15 protein-coding genes, 1 pseudogene and 1 riboswitch are annotated in these 14888 nt (G+C 65.1%); of the genes and pseudogenes, 12 read left to right on the forward strand and 4 right to left on the reverse strand.

The window, feature by feature from the left end; genetic code table 11:
- Window positions 1-124 precede the first annotated feature (124 nt).
- From FDW84_RS05510 to FDW84_RS05520, 3 genes and pseudogenes are all read left to right on the forward strand, one after another.
- Window positions 125-694, forward strand: coding sequence for a GlcG/HbpS family heme-binding protein (locus tag FDW84_RS05510; protein ID WP_138607356.1), 570 nt, complete (start codon window positions 125-127; stop codon window positions 692-694).
- 8 nt (window positions 695-702) lie between these two features.
- A complete protein-coding gene (locus FDW84_RS05515; protein WP_171046667.1) occupies window positions 703-1407 on the forward strand; it encodes an ankyrin repeat domain-containing protein in 705 nt (234 codons plus the stop codon).
- A 149-nt stretch (window positions 1408-1556) separates the two neighbouring features.
- Window positions 1557-1949: pseudogene (locus FDW84_RS05520) on the forward strand (IclR family transcriptional regulator C-terminal domain-containing protein); the annotation flags it as partial.
- 22 nt (window positions 1950-1971) lie between these two features.
- On the opposite strand, the gene nadE reads toward FDW84_RS05520, so the two are convergent.
- Window positions 1972-2826 (reverse strand): ammonia-dependent NAD(+) synthetase, encoded by an 855-nt coding sequence (gene nadE / locus FDW84_RS05525; RefSeq protein WP_138607358.1) that lies wholly within the window; start codon window positions 2824-2826, stop codon window positions 1972-1974.
- Between the two features lie 107 nt (window positions 2827-2933).
- On the opposite strand from nadE, the gene FDW84_RS05530 reads away from it, so the two are divergent.
- The 5 genes from FDW84_RS05530 (at window position 2934) to FDW84_RS05550 (ending at window position 7468) form a co-directional block, all read left to right on the forward strand.
- Window positions 2934-4205, forward strand: a complete 1272-nt coding sequence (locus tag FDW84_RS05530; protein ID WP_138607360.1) for an FAD-dependent oxidoreductase — start codon at window positions 2934-2936, stop codon at window positions 4203-4205.
- An 18-nt stretch (window positions 4206-4223) separates the two neighbouring features.
- Window positions 4224-4808: an orotate phosphoribosyltransferase gene (gene pyrE, locus FDW84_RS05535; protein WP_138607362.1), complete on the forward strand. Its 585-nt coding sequence runs from the start codon at window positions 4224-4226 to the stop codon at window positions 4806-4808.
- Between the two features lie 47 nt (window positions 4809-4855).
- Window positions 4856-5623, forward strand: coding sequence for a GAF and ANTAR domain-containing protein (locus FDW84_RS05540; protein WP_138607364.1), 768 nt, complete (start codon window positions 4856-4858; stop codon window positions 5621-5623).
- A 103-nt stretch (window positions 5624-5726) separates the two neighbouring features.
- Complete coding sequence (locus FDW84_RS05545) at window positions 5727-6344, forward strand: hypothetical protein (RefSeq protein ID WP_138607366.1); 618 nt, start codon at window positions 5727-5729, stop codon at window positions 6342-6344.
- Between the two features lie 83 nt (window positions 6345-6427).
- Complete coding sequence (locus FDW84_RS05550) at window positions 6428-7468, forward strand: alpha/beta fold hydrolase (protein WP_138607368.1); 1041 nt, start codon at window positions 6428-6430, stop codon at window positions 7466-7468.
- Window positions 7469-7477: 9 nt separating this feature from the next.
- Here FDW84_RS05550 and FDW84_RS05555 read toward each other — a convergent pair whose 3' ends face one another.
- Window positions 7478-8305: an HAD-IIA family hydrolase gene (locus FDW84_RS05555; protein ID WP_138132860.1), complete on the reverse strand. Its 828-nt coding sequence runs from the start codon at window positions 8303-8305 to the stop codon at window positions 7478-7480.
- A gap of 70 nt (window positions 8306-8375) precedes the next feature.
- Between FDW84_RS05555 and FDW84_RS05560 the strand changes: the two genes are divergently transcribed.
- The 3 genes from FDW84_RS05560 to FDW84_RS05575 all read left to right on the forward strand — a co-directional run bounded on the left by FDW84_RS05560 (window position 8376) and on the right by FDW84_RS05575 (window position 11058).
- The gene (locus FDW84_RS05560) at window positions 8376-9107 is read left to right on the forward strand and encodes a TrmH family RNA methyltransferase (RefSeq protein ID WP_138607370.1); all 732 of its coding nucleotides are present in this window, start codon (window positions 8376-8378) and stop codon (window positions 9105-9107) included.
- Between the two features lie 506 nt (window positions 9108-9613).
- Window positions 9614-10633, forward strand: a complete 1020-nt coding sequence (gene fbaA, locus FDW84_RS05570; protein ID WP_138607372.1) for a class II fructose-bisphosphate aldolase — start codon at window positions 9614-9616, stop codon at window positions 10631-10633.
- A gap of 2 nt (window positions 10634-10635) precedes the next feature.
- Window positions 10636-11058, forward strand: a complete 423-nt coding sequence (locus FDW84_RS05575) for a DUF3151 domain-containing protein (protein ID WP_138607374.1) — start codon at window positions 10636-10638, stop codon at window positions 11056-11058.
- A 132-nt stretch (window positions 11059-11190) separates the two neighbouring features.
- Here FDW84_RS05575 and FDW84_RS05580 read toward each other — a convergent pair whose 3' ends face one another.
- Together FDW84_RS05580 and FDW84_RS05585 are read right to left on the reverse strand one after the other, a co-directional pair.
- Window positions 11191-11820, reverse strand: coding sequence for a uracil-DNA glycosylase family protein (locus tag FDW84_RS05580; protein ID WP_138607376.1), 630 nt, complete (start codon window positions 11818-11820; stop codon window positions 11191-11193).
- 212 nt (window positions 11821-12032) lie between these two features.
- Window positions 12033-13238 (reverse strand): cobalamin-independent methionine synthase II family protein, encoded by a 1206-nt coding sequence (locus FDW84_RS05585; RefSeq protein ID WP_138607378.1) that lies wholly within the window; start codon window positions 13236-13238, stop codon window positions 12033-12035.
- Window positions 13239-13249: 11 nt separating this feature from the next.
- Window positions 13250-13355, reverse strand: a riboswitch (SAM riboswitch).
- A 217-nt stretch (window positions 13356-13572) separates the two neighbouring features.
- On the opposite strand from FDW84_RS05585, the gene FDW84_RS05590 reads away from it, so the two are divergent.
- Window positions 13573-14634, forward strand: a complete 1062-nt coding sequence (locus FDW84_RS05590) for a M14 family zinc carboxypeptidase (RefSeq protein WP_138607380.1) — start codon at window positions 13573-13575, stop codon at window positions 14632-14634.
- Window positions 14635-14888: the final 254 nt, after the last annotated feature.

Consider the following 14888-nt stretch of genomic DNA (forward strand, 5'->3'; position numbering starts at 1 on the left):
TTCGGTGCAGGAGGGAACAGCCAAAGGCCCGATGCCGGGAGAGGGCAGCGCCGGAAGGATGGAAACGTACCCGCTCCGGGACGTTGCAGAGCAACCCCCAACGTTGCAGATCAAAGGAAACAACATGAAGAAGTCCGCAAAAGTACTCGCCGCCGCAGCTGCAGGCACCCTTGCCCTCACCGCCGGGGCGACGGCCGCCGCCAACGCCGGCGCGGGTCCAGCAGCAACTGCAGTCCCTGCTGCCGACATCCAGCCCGTGCCCGACAACGTGGTGCAGCAAAACCGGATCTCCGTGGGTGCCTCGGCCAAAGCAGTGCAGGCGGCACTGGCGCGGTGCCAGGCGGACAGGCTCCCGTTCGTCACGGTGGCGCTGGTGGACCGTTTCGGGACAGTACAGGCGCTGCTGCGGGGCGACAATGCGGCGGAACACACTATCGAGGCCGCCAAGCAGAAGGCCTATACCGCGGCAGCCTTTGGAGCTCCCACCAGCGAACTGGCCAAACGGGTCAACGGCACCGGCCCCAGCATCGCAGACCTGCCCGGCACCCTCTTCCTGGCAGGGGGCGTACCGCTAAAGGTGAACGGCGTTTCGGTAGCCGGCATCGGCGTCGGCGGTGCTCCTGACGGCGCCCTGGATGAAGCCTGTGCCACCGCGGGAGCTGAGGCCATCGCCGCCGCCGGTACGGCTCAATAAGCTGGCGTATGAAGCGGCTTGGGGTAATCGGCATGATCCTCGGGACAACTCTGTCGATGGCAGCGTGCCAGGCAGGGCCGCCGGCGGAGCAGCCGCCGCAGTCCGCTCCGCCGTCGGTTCCTGCCGGCACTCCAACGGAACTCCCTGCAACACAGGAACCTGCTACCGCTTCGGTGAGTGAGCCGCCGCCTGTTCCTCCGGTGTTGTCCCCGGAGGAACAGGCGAACCTCAACCAGGAACTCATCGCCGCGGCCAAAGCCAACAACGTATCGCTGGTACAGGAATTGATCGGGCGCGGAGGCGATGTGAATGCCAAGGACGCCATTCAGGACTCCGCGTTCCTGTACGCCGGCGCCGAAGGGTTCAACGAGGTGCTGCAGTTGACCCTGGCGGCGGGAGCGGACGTCGCCAGCACCAACCGCTACGGCGGTACAGCCCTGATTCCTGCCAGCGAGCACGGCAACGTGGAGACGGTTCGGATCCTGATCGACGCGGGAGTGCCGGTCAACCACGTGAACAACCTCGGCTGGACCGCCATGCAGGAGGCGATCCTGTTGAACAACGGTGGGCCGCGGCAGCAGGAGGTGGTCCGCCTGCTCCTCGATGCCGGCGCAGATCCGTACATCCGCGACCCTGAAGGCCGGACTGCCCTGCAGAACGCCGAACGGCTGGGTTTCGCGGAGATCGCGGCCCTGATCCGGAGCCGAGGCTAACCCCCTGACCTGGAGGACAAAAACTTGGTAGGGGTTAGGGGGCCTCGAGGATGCTCACGTAGTTCGCGATGCCCACCCCGCCCATGTTCCGAACGGCCGCCCGGCGCGGGCCTGATGGGTTCAGTGGCGGCCGCAAGGTTTCCGATGGAGGATACCGGTTTCCGTTGGGGGTGGCTTCCGCGGGCACGGCGATCATGGCGTTCCTGCCGGAGGATGAGCAGGACGAGTTGCTCCGGGGCTGGACGGCGCATGCAGGCAGGTTCGCAGCAGGCCATTCGGAGGAAGTCGTCCGGGCCAACCTTGCCAGCACCCGGCTGGCCGGCTACTCCGTAAACCCCGGATTGGTGCTGGAAGGCAGCTGGGGCATGGGCGCGGCGGTGTTTGACCGCTCCGGCCGGCCGGCCTGGGCGCTGTCCCTGACCGGCATCGAGCCGCGCTTCCGGCCGGACCGGCAGGAGGAGCTGGGTGGCCTCCTCATGGCCGAGGCCCATCGGATCACCCAGCAGCTGGGCGGTGGCGAGGGTGGCCGACGACCCCGCTGAGCCCCCGGACGTTGACTGGTAATTAGAGTCCTGTGCGCGGCTCTTCCGGACCCTGGTGCTTCCACCAGATGTCGAAGATGGTAACGGGAACCGTGCGCTTGTGCCGGGTCCGCAGGTATTTCTCTTCGATCAGCTCAGCCACGGAGTCGGGAACCTCCCGGCCTTCCAGGTAATCGTCGATCTGGTCATAGCTCAGCCCGAGCTCGTCCTCGTCGGTGCGGCCGGGCTTGTCATCCAGCAGGTCCGCCGTGGGCACCTTTTCCCACACGCGGGCGGGCGCCCCCAGCTCGGCCAGGAGCGCGCGGTTCTGCCGTTTGTTCAGGCCGAACAGCGGAAGGATGTCCGCGCCGCCGTCACCGTACTTGGTGAAGAAGCCCGTGACGGACTCGGCGCCGTGGTCCGTGCCGATCACCAGGTAGTTGTGTTCTCCTGCCAGGGCATACTGGGCGGTCATGCGGGTCCGCGCCTTGGTGTTGCCCTTGTGGAAGTCCGAAATTTCAGTTCCCACGGTTTTCTCAAACTCATCCTCGAAGGCGTCCACGGCAGCGGAAATGTTGAACGTCCACTCGGTCTTGGGCCGGATGAAGTCCATGGCTGCCTGGGCGTCTTCCTCGTCATGCTGGACGCCGTAGGGCAGCCGCACGGCAACGAAGTTGGCCTCCACGCCTTCGGCCTCGAGCTCCTCCACGGCCAACTGGGCTAGCTTGCCGGCCAGTGACGAATCCAGGCCGCCGGAGATGCCCAGGACGAAGCCCTTGGTATGGGTGGCCTTGAGGTAGTCCTTAAGGAACGTGACGCGTTTGCGCACCTCCCCGGCAGGATCGATCCGGGGCTGTACGCCCATTTCTTCAATGATGCTTGCCTGGAGTTCGCGCATGTGGACCAGCCTAGCCAGCGGCGCCGAAAACGCTCAACTGTTCCGCCGGAAGTGCCGGCCGTGGCGGCACCGTGGTGGAGGTGGCTTCCCGGGCGTAGCGTGGGTGCATGGAGCGAACGGGGTGCGCCGTTGTCGGCGGCGGCCCGGCCGGGATGATGCTGGGCCTGCTGCTCGCCCGGGCCGGGGTGCAGGTCACGGTCCTGGAAAAGCATGGCGATTTCCTGCGCGATTTCCGCGGCGACACCGTTCACGCGTCCACGGTGCGGCTGATTGACGAACTCGGCCTGGGCGCGGGCTTCCGCAGGCTCCCGCAGAGCCGGCTGAACCAGGTGGCCTTCCCCATCCCGGGAGCCGGGCTGGTCACCGTGGGGGATTTCTCCGGTCTGAAGCCACCGTACAACTACATCGCCATGATGCCGCAGTGGGACTTCCTCAACTTCCTGGCTTCCGAGGCGGCGCGGGAACCGTCCTTCACGCTCCTGATGCAGCATGAGGCCACGGGATTGGTGTTCGACGGCGGCCGCGTCACCGGCGTGAGCTACCGGAGACGCGGTGGCGGCGGGAACGTGGTCCAGGACGGCGGACCGAACCGGGAAGGGGTGCTGCATGCCGACCTGGTGGTGGCCACTGATGGACGCCATTCGGTGCTGCGGCGCGCAGCGGGGCTGCAGCCGAAGCAGTATCCCGTGCCGTTCGACACCTGGTGGTTCAAACTCCCGCGCCCGGCTTCCGAAAAGGGGGTGGTGGCCGGCGTGGTGCCTGCCTTCGGCCACCGTGAGGCGATGATTGCCCTGTTCCGCGATGACTACTACCAGATGGGATACCTCGCCCCCAAAGGTTCGGATGCCCGGATCCGCGCCGAAGGCGTAAAGCGTTTCCGGGAGCGGGTTGCCCGGCTCCGCCCCGACCTGGCCGAACGTGTGGACGCCATCCGTTCGGTGGATGACCTGCACTGGCTGGATGTCCGGCTGGACCGGCTGAAGCGGTGGTACGTGGACGGTCTCCTCTGTATTGGCGATGCCGCCCATGCCATGTCGCCGGCAGGGGGAGTGGGAATCAACCTCGCAATCCAGGACGCCGTGGCAACAGCCGCAAAACTGGCACCCGGCCTGCTTTCGAGCCGGGTGACAACGAAGGATCTTGCGCGGGTAGAGCGGCGCCGCCGGATGCCCACCGCAGTTGTCCAGAATGTCCAGCGAATCATGCACAGGGCAATATTCGTTCCATTGTTCGCCGGGAAGAGGCCCCGGCCGCTGCCGGTCATGCTGTTCATCGTCCGGCACGCCCCGGTGGTTGGGCGGGTCCTGCCCAGGATCATCGCGTTCGGGCCGCTGCCCGAGCATGCACCCGCTTTCGCCCGCCGCGTCCCGGCCCCCTGACCCACTAAACTGGAGCCCATGACTTCCCCCAGTGATACAGCAGTTGACACTGCTGCCGCCCGTGCCCGCCTGCTGGAACTGATCAAGGAACTCGCTGTTGTCCGCGGCAAGGTGATCCTTTCCAGCGGAGCCGAGGCCGACTACTACATCGACCTCCGCCGCGTCACGCTGCATCACGAGGCCTCCAGGCTCGTGGGCCAGGTCATGCTCGCACTGGCGGACGAAGCCGGGATTGATTTTGAATGCGCAGGCGGGCTCACCATGGGCGCGGATCCTGTTGGTACGGCCGTCATGCACGCGGCAGTGGATGCGGGCCGGACTGTTGACGCCTTTGTGGTACGCAAAGCGCAGAAGTCCTATGGCATGGGACGCCAGGTGGAGGGGCCGTCCGTGGAAGGCCGGAAGGTCCTGGTCCTTGAAGATACGTCTACAACAGGCGGCTCGGCGCTGACGGCTGTGGAGGGTGTGCGGAAGGCCGGCGGGAATGTAGTGGCCGTGGCCGTGATCGTGGACCGTGACACCGGCGCCAAGGAAAAGATCGAGGCTGAAACAGGCGTTCCCTACCTGTTCGCCTTCGGCAAGGACGAACTGGGGCTTTCCTAGCTACGATTAGGCATAGTCCCTAATTCCTCGTACGGAGAACGTGCACCATGCTCCCCCCTGAACAGCCCTTGAGTGCCACTGACCAGGTCCAGAACCTCATTCTGGAGAGCGCCGATTTCGAGAAATTCATCAACGAACTCGCACGCTTTTCCGCCCACCAGATGGCTGGCGACGGGGATGACGCGCTGTGCGGAATCACGCTGCTGCGCGACCGGAAGGCTGCCACCATTGGCTGGAGCAGCGATTCCGCCCGGGAAGTGGATGAGATCCAGTATTCGCTCTCCCAGGGCCCGTGCCTTACCGCTGCCCGGGAGGAACGGGAGGTCCACGTTCCGGACCTGTATGAGGAGAACCGGTGGGGGCCGGACTACGCGTCCGCCGTGGCTTCCCACGGGCTGCGCTCGGTGCTCTCCCTGCCCTTCCACCTGCAGGGGGAAGCGAAGGCGGCGCTGAACCTCTACTCCGACGCGCCGCACAAGTTCAATGACCAGGCCACTGCCCGGGCCCGGGAATACACTCGGGAGATTTCCCAGGCGCTGCGGCTTGCAGTGCGGTTCTCGCTGCACACAGACAGCGCGGCAAACCTTCGGGCAACCCTGGAATCCCGGACCATCATCGATATCGCCATCGGCGTCGTCATGGCCCAGAACCGGTGCAGCCAGGAAACTGCAGTCGGTATTCTCACCGAAGCTTCCAGCAACACGAACACCAAGCTGAGGGACATCGCCAAATCGCTGGTGGATTCTGTAGGCGGTGCCGGCACCCGGACCCATTTCGAAGAACCCAGGGCAACCCAGGCGGACAGAACGGGTTAGCAAGCTTCCTTCCTTGTTACTGGCGGGTTGTGTCTGGACTGGCGGGAGGTTACGCTTACCGAGGTTGAGCCGTCGGCCATAGACACCCTCTTTTGGAGTACCTATGGACCGCGCCTTGAATGCCCTCGTTAACCTTGACGTCCCCGCCGACGTCGTCCGGATAGAAGTCCGGGGCAGCCTCGATGGCGGCTCCCGCCCCGAACTTCTCCACACTATTCGCCGGATCAGGCGGATGGGCATCCGTTCCCATATCCGCGTCGACCTTTCCTGGGCCGAACTGGTGGAGTCCTCCGCCTTGGCAGGTCTCCGCAGCGACTTGAATGCGATCGACACTAATACCCTTCCGGGGATTTACGGCAGTGGCGTTTCGCTGGATCTTTCCCCGGGTGTCGACTGGGATCTGGCCGGTTCCCATGAACAGCCGCTGGCACTCCTGGACGGCTTTGCCGATTTTCCGGAGGACGGACAGGACCCGGCCGAGGGCCTCCCGCTGCTGCCGGACCCCCGCTTCGAGGAGCTGTTCGGCCGGCCGCTGGAGGAGTACTCGGACGGGGAGCTGCTGACCGCGAGTGACTCGATTTTCGCCCTGCTGGACAACCCGAAAGCCTTCGCGGGCTCGGACCTGCTGGGCCGGTACACGGACATTGGCCAGGAACTGCTGCGGCGCCAACAGGGCAGCGTCGCACCGCTTACGGGCTCGGAGGGCCAGGCCGCCAGCTGAGAAGCCACTGCTGACCAGCTGTCGCTGAATGGTTACACCGAGCTGCTTGCGGGGGCGTCTTCCGGTGTGCCTACGGTAGGGGTGTGCCGTATGAGGGGGAGGTAAATTCGCAGGACCGGCGCGGGGTTTCGGGGGCCCGGCTGCTGGCGGAAAGTGCTGCCCTCAAGCAATTTTCCCGTCGCGGATTCCTGGCGGGCGCCGGGGCCTCGGGCCTGCTTGCGGCCGACATGCTCCTCACCCGGGAGGTGCAGTCCCAGCGCAGGACGGACAGGATCCTCACTGTCCCGGACGATTTCGCGGATACCTATTACCCGGACGCCAGCTGGTTCCTGTTTCCCGGCTACAAGACCAGCTGGGAGGAAGCCCAGTGGATCCTGAACTCGCTGCGCGGGGCGCTGAACAAGCGGGCCCGGCTGGCAGCCGTGGGCTATTCTAATCAAGGCCTGGACATCGACGCCATTGTGATTGCCGTCATTGAGCATGTCCGTGCCCAGAAACTGACCAAGCTCTTCTTCTACGGCCACAGCTTCGGGGGAATGGTCGCCACCCAGGTGGCCGCTCGCCTGCTGGAAATCCACGGCTTGGAAGTACAGTTCATCGTGCTGGACTCCAGCCCTTACAGCAAGCACGACGTGCTGGACCAGAGCTGGTTCGACGGTGTGGTGTTCCTGTACGAGCGCGGTTTCCGCTTCCCCTCCGCCCTCCGTGGCGGTTATGAGCTGGGGGAGCGGGTGATCCATAAGGACGAACGCACCTGGCGGCAGATCCTCGACCAGACCCTCGAACAGCTGTCGCCCATTGCCCCGTCCAGCCTCCTCATCCAGTCGGAGTCGGCCTACATCTATCACTTCGACGGCAGCCGGTTCGCGGGCAAAATCGGCGGCGCGAAAATGGCGTATATCGGCAATCCCCGGGACCGCACCGTCCGATACCAGACGGCGGTGGAGGCCTGGGCAGTAGCCTTCAAGGCCAACATGGTCTCCAGCAGCCTCCACACTGAAGGCGCCAGGCCCGCCCATGCCAGTCCTGGCTGGAATTCCCACGTCTACCGGCCCCTTTTGGACGAGCTGCTGGATGAAAACTTCCCGCTGCCCCGTGGTGGATCCCGCGTGACGGTGTTCTAGGGCCGGCTCCTAGATCTGGTTCTTCAGGTCCGCCACCGAGTTCAACACCTGGTTGGGCCGGAACGGGTAGGCGGCGATGTCGTCCTTGTGGGTGATCCCGCTGAGGACCAGGACGGTGTGCAGGCCTGCCTCCATGCCGGCGATGATGTCAGTGTCCATGCGGTCGCCGATCATGGCGGTGGTCTCGGAGTGGGCGTCGATCTGGTTCATCGCGGAACGGAACATCATCGGATTCGGCTTGCCCACGATGTACGGCTCCCGTCCCGTTGCCTTGGTGATCAGGGCTGCGATCGCCCCCGTGGCGGGCATGGGGCCGTCCTTCGACGGGCCGGTGGCATCCGGGTTCGTGGCGATGAACCGGGCACCGGCGAGGATCAGCCGGATGGCGGTGGTGATCGCCTCGAAGGAATAGGTGCGGGTTTCGCCAAGCACCACGAAGTCCGGATTTTGGTCGGTGAGGATGAAGCCCGCCTCGTGCAGCGCCGTCGTGAGTCCTGCCTCGCCTATGGTGTAGGCCCTGTTGCCCGATTCCGAACGCACCTGGTCCTTGAGGAACTGCGCGGTGGCCAGGGCGGAGGTCCAGATGTTTTCCTCCGGGACTTCCAGGCCGGAGGACCGCAGCCGCGCAGCAAGGTCGCGCGGGGTGAAGATGGAGTTGTTGGTCAGCACCAGGAAGCGCTTGGACGTGTCCACCCACCGCTGGATCAGCTCAGCTGCACCGGGAATCGGCTGGTTCTCGTGGACCAGCACGCCGTCCATGTCCGTCAGCCAGCATTCAATGTCCTGGCCGCTTCGGTAAACCGCCGGATTGCCCTTGACCTCGTCCGCTTCTGCCATGCCTGCCTCCGCCTGTAATAAAAGCCCGAAAGGTCCAGTCTAGTGTTGAGGGGTGAACCAAACGCCCGGTATGACAAACGAGCCCCAACCCGAGCCAGAGGAGGCCCAGACCCAGGAACCAGACCCCGCTAAGGCGGAGGTCGGCGTCGGGCCCTGGGAGGGCGAACTGCCGGAAGGCGACCACTGGGACCCGGATCTACTGGCCGACGGTGACAGGCGCAACGTGCTGGACAAGTACCGCTACTGGAAGCATGAGGCGATCGTGGCGGAGCTGGACTCCAGGCGCCACAACTTCCATGTGGCCATCGAGAACTGGCAGCATGACCTTAACATCGGCACGGTGGTGCGGACCGCCAACGCCTTCCTCGCCAAGGAAGTGCACATTATCGGCCGACGGCGGTGGAACCGGCGCGGCGCCATGGTCACCGACCGCTACCAGCACGTGCGCCACCACGCCACCGTGGAGGACTTTGTGGCGTGGGCGCAGGGGGAGGGGCTGGCGATCATCGGCGTCGACATCTTCCCCGACTCGGTGCCGCTGGAAACCTACGATCTGCCCAGGGACTGCGTGCTGGTGTTCGGCCAGGAAGGACCCGGCCTGACCCCCGAAGTGCACGAGGCCGCCGTCGCCACCCTGTCCATTGAGCAGTTCGGCTCCACCCGGTCCATCAACGCCGCGTCGGCAGCAGCCATCGCCATGCACGCGTGGGTGCGCCGGCACGTGTTCAACCAGCACGTTAGCGCCTCCCCTTCCCGCGACATAGCACTTAGCCGCAATCCCGAGGGACCCAATTGCCGATAAGTGTCACTTCGCACGGGGCTAGGGCTCCAGGGCTGTGGATAACTCCCGACGGGCAGCACGGACAGGCCAGAATGAGGGATGCGCAGGACCATCCTCCCCGATCATTTGACCAGCGGCTCTTTCTCACTCCGGGCCTCGGACAAGGCAGGGATCACCCGAACTCGCACGACAGCAAAAGACCTGTTCACGGTTTCCCGGGGCACCTGCTGACCTTCCACCCTGGTGAGGTGGTGGAGTACGACGGCGTCCGGCTCACTTCGCCTGCGCCGACGTGGCTGGACCTTGCCGGTCTACTGACCGTGGAGGAGTTGGTAGCCGGCACGCGGAGCCGAAGTGCGCGTGGTGGGCCCGCGCCCGGAGGGTTACCTGGCTGAGCTTGCGGGGTCAGGGTGCGGGTAGGGCGTAACCCACAGCACTCTCCGGGCGGAACTGGCTAGGATGGTGCTAGCCGTAAGCGGTACTCCAGGGTTACCAGCCCACAGACGAACCTCAGCATAGGAGTCAGCATGCCCATTGCAACCCCAGAGATCTACTCCGAAATGATCGACCGCGCAAAGGCGGGCGGCTTCGCTTTCCCGGCCGTGAACGTGACGTCCTCGCAGACGCTGAACGCTGCCCTCCGCGGCTTCGCCGAAGCTGAGTCCGACGGCATCGTGCAGGTCTCCACCGGCGGCGCGGCCTACTGGTCCGGCGCGTCCACCAAGGACATGGTTGCCGGTTCCCTTGGCTTCGCGGCTTTTGCCCGCGAGGTGGCCAAGAGCTACAACGTCAACATCGCCCTGCACACGGACCACTGCCCCAAGGACAAGCTGGACGGTTTCGTCCTGCCGCTGCTGGCCGCTTCCGAAGCTGAGGTCAAGGCCGGCCGCAACCCGCTGTTCAACTCCCACATGTGGGACGGTTCCGCGGAGACCCTGCAGGAGAACCTGCGCATCGCCCGCGAACTGCTGGAGCGCACCGCTGCCGCCAAGATGATCCTCGAGGTTGAGATCGGCACCGTGGGCGGCGAAGAGGACGGCGTTGAGAACGAGATCAACGAGAAGCTGTACACCACGGTTGAAGACGCCCTGGCAACCGTTGAGGCACTCGGCGCCGGCGAGAACGGGCGCTACATCACCGCACTGACCTTCGGCAACGTCCATGGCGTGTACAAGCCCGGCGGCGTGAAGCTCCGCCCGGAGATCCTCAAGGATATCCAGGCCCAGGTGGGCGCCCGGATCGGCAAGGACAGCCCGTTCGACCTCGTGTTCCACGGCGGCTCCGGCTCCTCCGACCAGGAGATCGCGGACGCAGTGTCCTACGGCACCATCAAGATGAACATCGACACCGACACCCAGTACGCCTACACGCGTCCGGTGGCACACCACATGTTCAAGAACTACGACGGCGTCCTGAAGGTTGACGGCGAAGTGGGCAACAAGAAGACCTACGACCCCCGCGTCTGGGGCGCAGCCGCCGAAGCCGGTCTGGCAGCCCGCGTGGTGGAAGCCACCAAGCAGCTCGGTTCCGCCGGAAAGACCTTCTAGGCATGTCCGACGAGTTCCGTAGGAACCTGATGGGCCCCGAGCCCACGCTCCTGCCTGCCGAGACCGAGGTCTACCAGCAGCTGGACGCGGGCCAGGAGCCGCTGGACCTCGTGGCCAAGCACCCCACGTCCTCGCTGCTGTGGGCGCTGCTCGCGGAAGAGGCGTGGGCGGAGGGGCGCACCATCGATTCCTACGCCTACTCCCGGGTGGGCTACCACCGCGGACTGGACTCGCTGCGCCGCAACGGCTGGCGCGGTGTGGGACCGATCCCGTGGGAGCACGAGCCCAACCGCGGCTTCCTGCGGGCCCTGTACTCGCTGGGCCGCGCAGCGGCTGCCATCGGAGAAGCAGACGAGCCGGAGCGGATCGAAAAGTTCCTCAACGACTCCGACCCTGCAGCGAAGGCAGCGATCGAAGCGAAGTAACGACCAGCGGTTTAAGCTCGACGGCGGGCGGTCACCTTCTCGAAAAGGTGACCGCCCGCCGTCGTTCTCCACCCGCACCCCCGCCTCGCAAGCCCGGCCAGGGAACGCTGCGGGCGTGGGCCCATTCTTTGGTTATGCCTTCTGCAGTCCGGTGCGGGCCATGGCGTCCGCGTAAGCGGCGCGCATGTCTTCGAGGAATTCCTCCTGGCGGGCCGGTGAACCGGCGAAGGCGCGGCCGCTGAGGGACCGGACCTTGTAGGTTTTCAGGCCGCGGCGCCAGAGCAACGGGACTTCCGTCTTCAGCAGCAGGTTGGCCAGGCGGTTGGCTTCGGTGCCGTGGGCAACGATCACCGAGGCGCGGGGTACGAGCGCCAGGAACTTGAGCAACGGCTTCAGGCCGGCCTGGATCTGGTCCGGAGTGAACTTGCCGTTGGCCTCGCCTGCTGTGTGCCAGGGGTGGACGTTCCACGGCATCACGAACTCGGGGCGCAGGCCCAGCTTCCACTGAATGCCGAGCATCCGCGTTGCGGCGTCCTGGTCACCCGGGTTGATGAATCCGGACTGGTCGGCCTCACCGATGTTTGAGAAGAGGCTGATGATGCGGCACTCGTCCACATCGTGCATGGGGTCCACGTAGGGCACGACGCTGCCGGGCCTGGCGTCCTGGAGGGAATCGCACAGCTCGTTCACGGCGGCAACGTTGGGTTCGTAACGGCGGCTCAGGAGCTGCTCATGGAAGGATTCGGGTGCCAGGGCTGTCATGTAGTGCTGGGTCTCCTGCGGGGATTGCTGGTGCTTCCACCGCTGAAAATGGGCGCACGGCGGCGCAGTTCATCAGCGGCGGTTAGTTGGGGTGAACCGATTCCGGGTCGGCCTTGCCCAGTTTAGCAAGCCCGGGGAAACGAAACGCCGGTCCCGTGCACCCGCAGGTTGGGGCACGGAACCGGCGCGCTCTGGCTGTGAAGGGCTGGCTGCTACCAGAGCCGCTTGGTGGCCCGCCTGGCCCCCTCGCCCAGGGCCTCAAGCTTGGCGAAGGCGATTTGCGGGTGGACGCGTCCGCCGAGGCCGCAGTCGGTTGAGGCAATGACGTTCTCCCGGCCCACCACGTCGGCGAAGCGGACGATGCGGTCCGCCACCAGGTTCGGGTGCTCCACCACGTTGGTGGCGTGCGAGACGATGCCGGGAATGATGACCTTGCCCTCGGGAAGCCTGGTGTCCTCCCATACGCGCCATTCATGCTCATGCCGGACATTGGCGGCCTCAAAGGAGTAGCCGCCGGCGTTGATCTCCAGCATGGTGTCCACCAGGTCCGCAAGGGGAAGGTCGGTGGTGTGCGGGCCGTGCCAGGAGCCCCAGCAGAGATGGAACCGGACTTGCTCCTCGGGAAGGCCGCGGAGGGCATAGTTCAGGGCCTCCACCCGGATCCGGGTGAACTTGAGGTAGTCCTCCACGGAAGGCTCCGGGCTGATCTGGTCCCAGTTCTCGGCAATGGAGGGATCGTCGATCTGCAGGATCAGGCCGGCGTCAACGATCGCTTTGTACTCTTCGCGCAGCACGTCGGCGCAGGCGTAGATGTACTCCTCCTCCGTGGCGTAGTACTCGTTGGTGATGCGGGAGGCGCTGCCGGGGGAGAGCGCGGCAACAAAGCCTTCCTTCAGACCGGCCGCGGCAAGGCCCGCCTTGAGGTTGGCGATGTCCGAGTCCACCGCCTCCTGGCCGGTGTAGGTGAGCGGCCCGGTCACCTTCGGGAACGGCTTCGGGCCGCCCGTGAAGATTCCGCTGGTGGGGTCGTTGTAGGCCTCGGCGAAGATGGTGCGGTCACGGCGGTGGATGAATCCGGTCAGCTGGACGTTGCCTGGGCTTGACTCCTTCGGTTCAACAGCCCACTTCGCGTCGTTGTCCAGCTCCAGCCCGCCCATGCGGGCAAAGGAGTAGGACCACCAGGCGCCGTAATCCACTGCTGCGGACATCGCGTGCCCGTACTCGCCGTCGTTGGGGATGTCGATGCCGAGGCTCTGCTGGCGCTGGACCAGGTCGACCACGGAAGCGGTGAGGAGCTCGTTGTAACCCTCGACGTCGGCCGGGTTTTCCTCGCGGGCGGCATTGGCGGCAATCAGTTCAGGGGTGCGGGGCAATGATCCGGCGTGGGTGACGCGGATGTGGTCGGTGTTCAGGGGCATGCTGGAATTCCTTTCCATCGGTCCTGGCAGTAGCACCTTCATGGGCAGGTACCAGCTGCTCCAAGTGGGTTGCTGCGGCGTCATTGAGCCAGGTCTCTCAGCCGCTCCGGATGGTTACTCTCACTTAAAGCCAAGCTCCCGCCCGGGAGCAAATTTGCGCCGGGAATGTGTCGGCCCGCGTCCCGCGGCGGCAGGTTTTCAAAACGTAATAACTGCCTGCAGGTTCCAGTCATAGGCATTGACAGCCCCCGTCCAGGTTGGTTGGCTTTTTGTCACAGCCTGCAATGGGGGACATGGCAGGCTGGACGCACCCACTCAGAAGAGGTAAAGCAACGTGAGAAAAACCCTGGCAAACCTCAGGACTTTGGCAGTTTCCGGAGCCCTGGCCCTGGCGGTCGTGGCTGCGCCGGCACCGGCGATGGCCGTGGGCGAAGGCCCCAGCTATGACGGCAACGGCCAAATCACCACATCGAAGCTTGCCACCTATGACCAGATGGTCTCGTTCCTCAAAGACCAGGACGCCCGCCAGTCCGCCATGGAGCTTGAGGTGATCGGCCAGACCGTGAAAGGCCGGGACATCCACCTGGTCAAGTACGTCTCGGACCCGGCCAAGCCCACCATCCTCTACCTGACGCAGCAGCACGGCAACGAGCAGCTCACCACCGAAGGCGCCCTGGAGTTCGTCAAGCACCTCGGCACCGGAAAGTCCCGGGACATCCTGGACGGCGTGAACATCCTCATCGTCCCCATGCTCAACGCGGACGGCGCAATGGGGGACGTGAACTTCTCCCTGGAGGACTACATCGCCAAGGGGGACCGCAACATGACCCGCTACAACGCCAACGCGGTGGACCTCAACCGCGACCATGTAGCCAAGGTCCAGCCTGAAACCCAGGCGCTGCACAACAACGTGATGCGCAAGTACAACATCGACTACATGATCGACCTGCACCACCAGGGCACGCGCAGCCAGCGCGACGGGGAGCTTGTGTCCGGGTCCATCCTGTATCCCACCACACCCAACGCTGATCCCGTCGTGGTTGAAAAGTCCAAGCAGCTGGGGGCCGTTGTCTTCGAGAACGTCGACTCCACCGGCTGGGGCCACCTGGGCAAGTATGTGGGCGGCAGTGCCGAAACCATCAGCCGCAACGGCATTGCCGTGGAGTACGGCATCTCAACCCTGCTGTTCGAGATGCGCGGCATGTCGGACCACTACCTCGACGGCTATGCCCTGGGGCTGCGCAGCAACGGTTACCTGATCAAGCAGACGGTGACCACGCTGACCGCCACCGCCGCTGCCATCGCCGACGGATCCATCGCCGACGCCGACACCTCCTTCTGGGACAGCCTCGCCACCCAGACCTCCCGCCCGGGAGAAGAAGCCGACGACGAATAGCAGCACCCGCTGACAGCCCGCCGCGGTCCCTTCCTGCAGGAGTCCTTTACTCCGCAGGACGGGCCGCGGCGGCGTTATCAAGTGGACGAAGCGGCCCATCGGCTAAACTTGGGTGGTAAGGGCCCCGGAACTCTTGCGTCGCTGCGCCGCCCGCGGACCAGCGAAGGCCGGTACGTTCGGGGCATTCTCATGAACGGCGCTGACGGGACGGCCATGCTGTGGCCGGAACCGGCAGCCCGAACGAATGGGGGAGG

The sequence above is a fragment of the Pseudarthrobacter sp. NamE5 genome (assembly GCF_005796225.1).
Lineage (GTDB): Bacteria > Actinomycetota > Actinomycetes > Actinomycetales > Micrococcaceae > Arthrobacter.

Coding starts and splice junctions, on each gene's coding strand:
- FDW84_RS05530 (WP_138607360.1), top strand. CDS start 2,934: ATGGAGCGAACGGGGTGCGCCGTTGTCGGCGGCGGCCCGGCCGGGATG.
- nadE (WP_138607358.1), bottom strand. CDS start 2,826: ATGCGCGAACTCCAGGCAAGCATCATTGAAGAAATGGGCGTACAGCCC.
- FDW84_RS05540 (WP_138607364.1), top strand. CDS start 4,856: ATGCTCCCCCCTGAACAGCCCTTGAGTGCCACTGACCAGGTCCAGAAC.
- FDW84_RS05510 (WP_138607356.1), top strand. CDS start 125: ATGAAGAAGTCCGCAAAAGTACTCGCCGCCGCAGCTGCAGGCACCCTT.
- FDW84_RS05560 (WP_138607370.1), top strand. CDS start 8,376: ATGACAAACGAGCCCCAACCCGAGCCAGAGGAGGCCCAGACCCAGGAA.
- FDW84_RS05585 (WP_138607378.1), bottom strand. CDS start 13,238: ATGCCCCTGAACACCGACCACATCCGCGTCACCCACGCCGGATCATTG.
- FDW84_RS05555 (WP_138132860.1), bottom strand. CDS start 8,305: ATGGCAGAAGCGGACGAGGTCAAGGGCAATCCGGCGGTTTACCGAAGC.
- fbaA (WP_138607372.1), top strand. CDS start 9,614: ATGCCCATTGCAACCCCAGAGATCTACTCCGAAATGATCGACCGCGCA.
- pyrE (WP_138607362.1), top strand. CDS start 4,224: ATGACTTCCCCCAGTGATACAGCAGTTGACACTGCTGCCGCCCGTGCC.
- FDW84_RS05515 (WP_171046667.1), top strand. CDS start 703: ATGAAGCGGCTTGGGGTAATCGGCATGATCCTCGGGACAACTCTGTCG.
- FDW84_RS05580 (WP_138607376.1), bottom strand. CDS start 11,820: ATGACAGCCCTGGCACCCGAATCCTTCCATGAGCAGCTCCTGAGCCGC.
- FDW84_RS05545 (WP_138607366.1), top strand. CDS start 5,727: ATGGACCGCGCCTTGAATGCCCTCGTTAACCTTGACGTCCCCGCCGAC.
- FDW84_RS05575 (WP_138607374.1), top strand. CDS start 10,636: ATGTCCGACGAGTTCCGTAGGAACCTGATGGGCCCCGAGCCCACGCTC.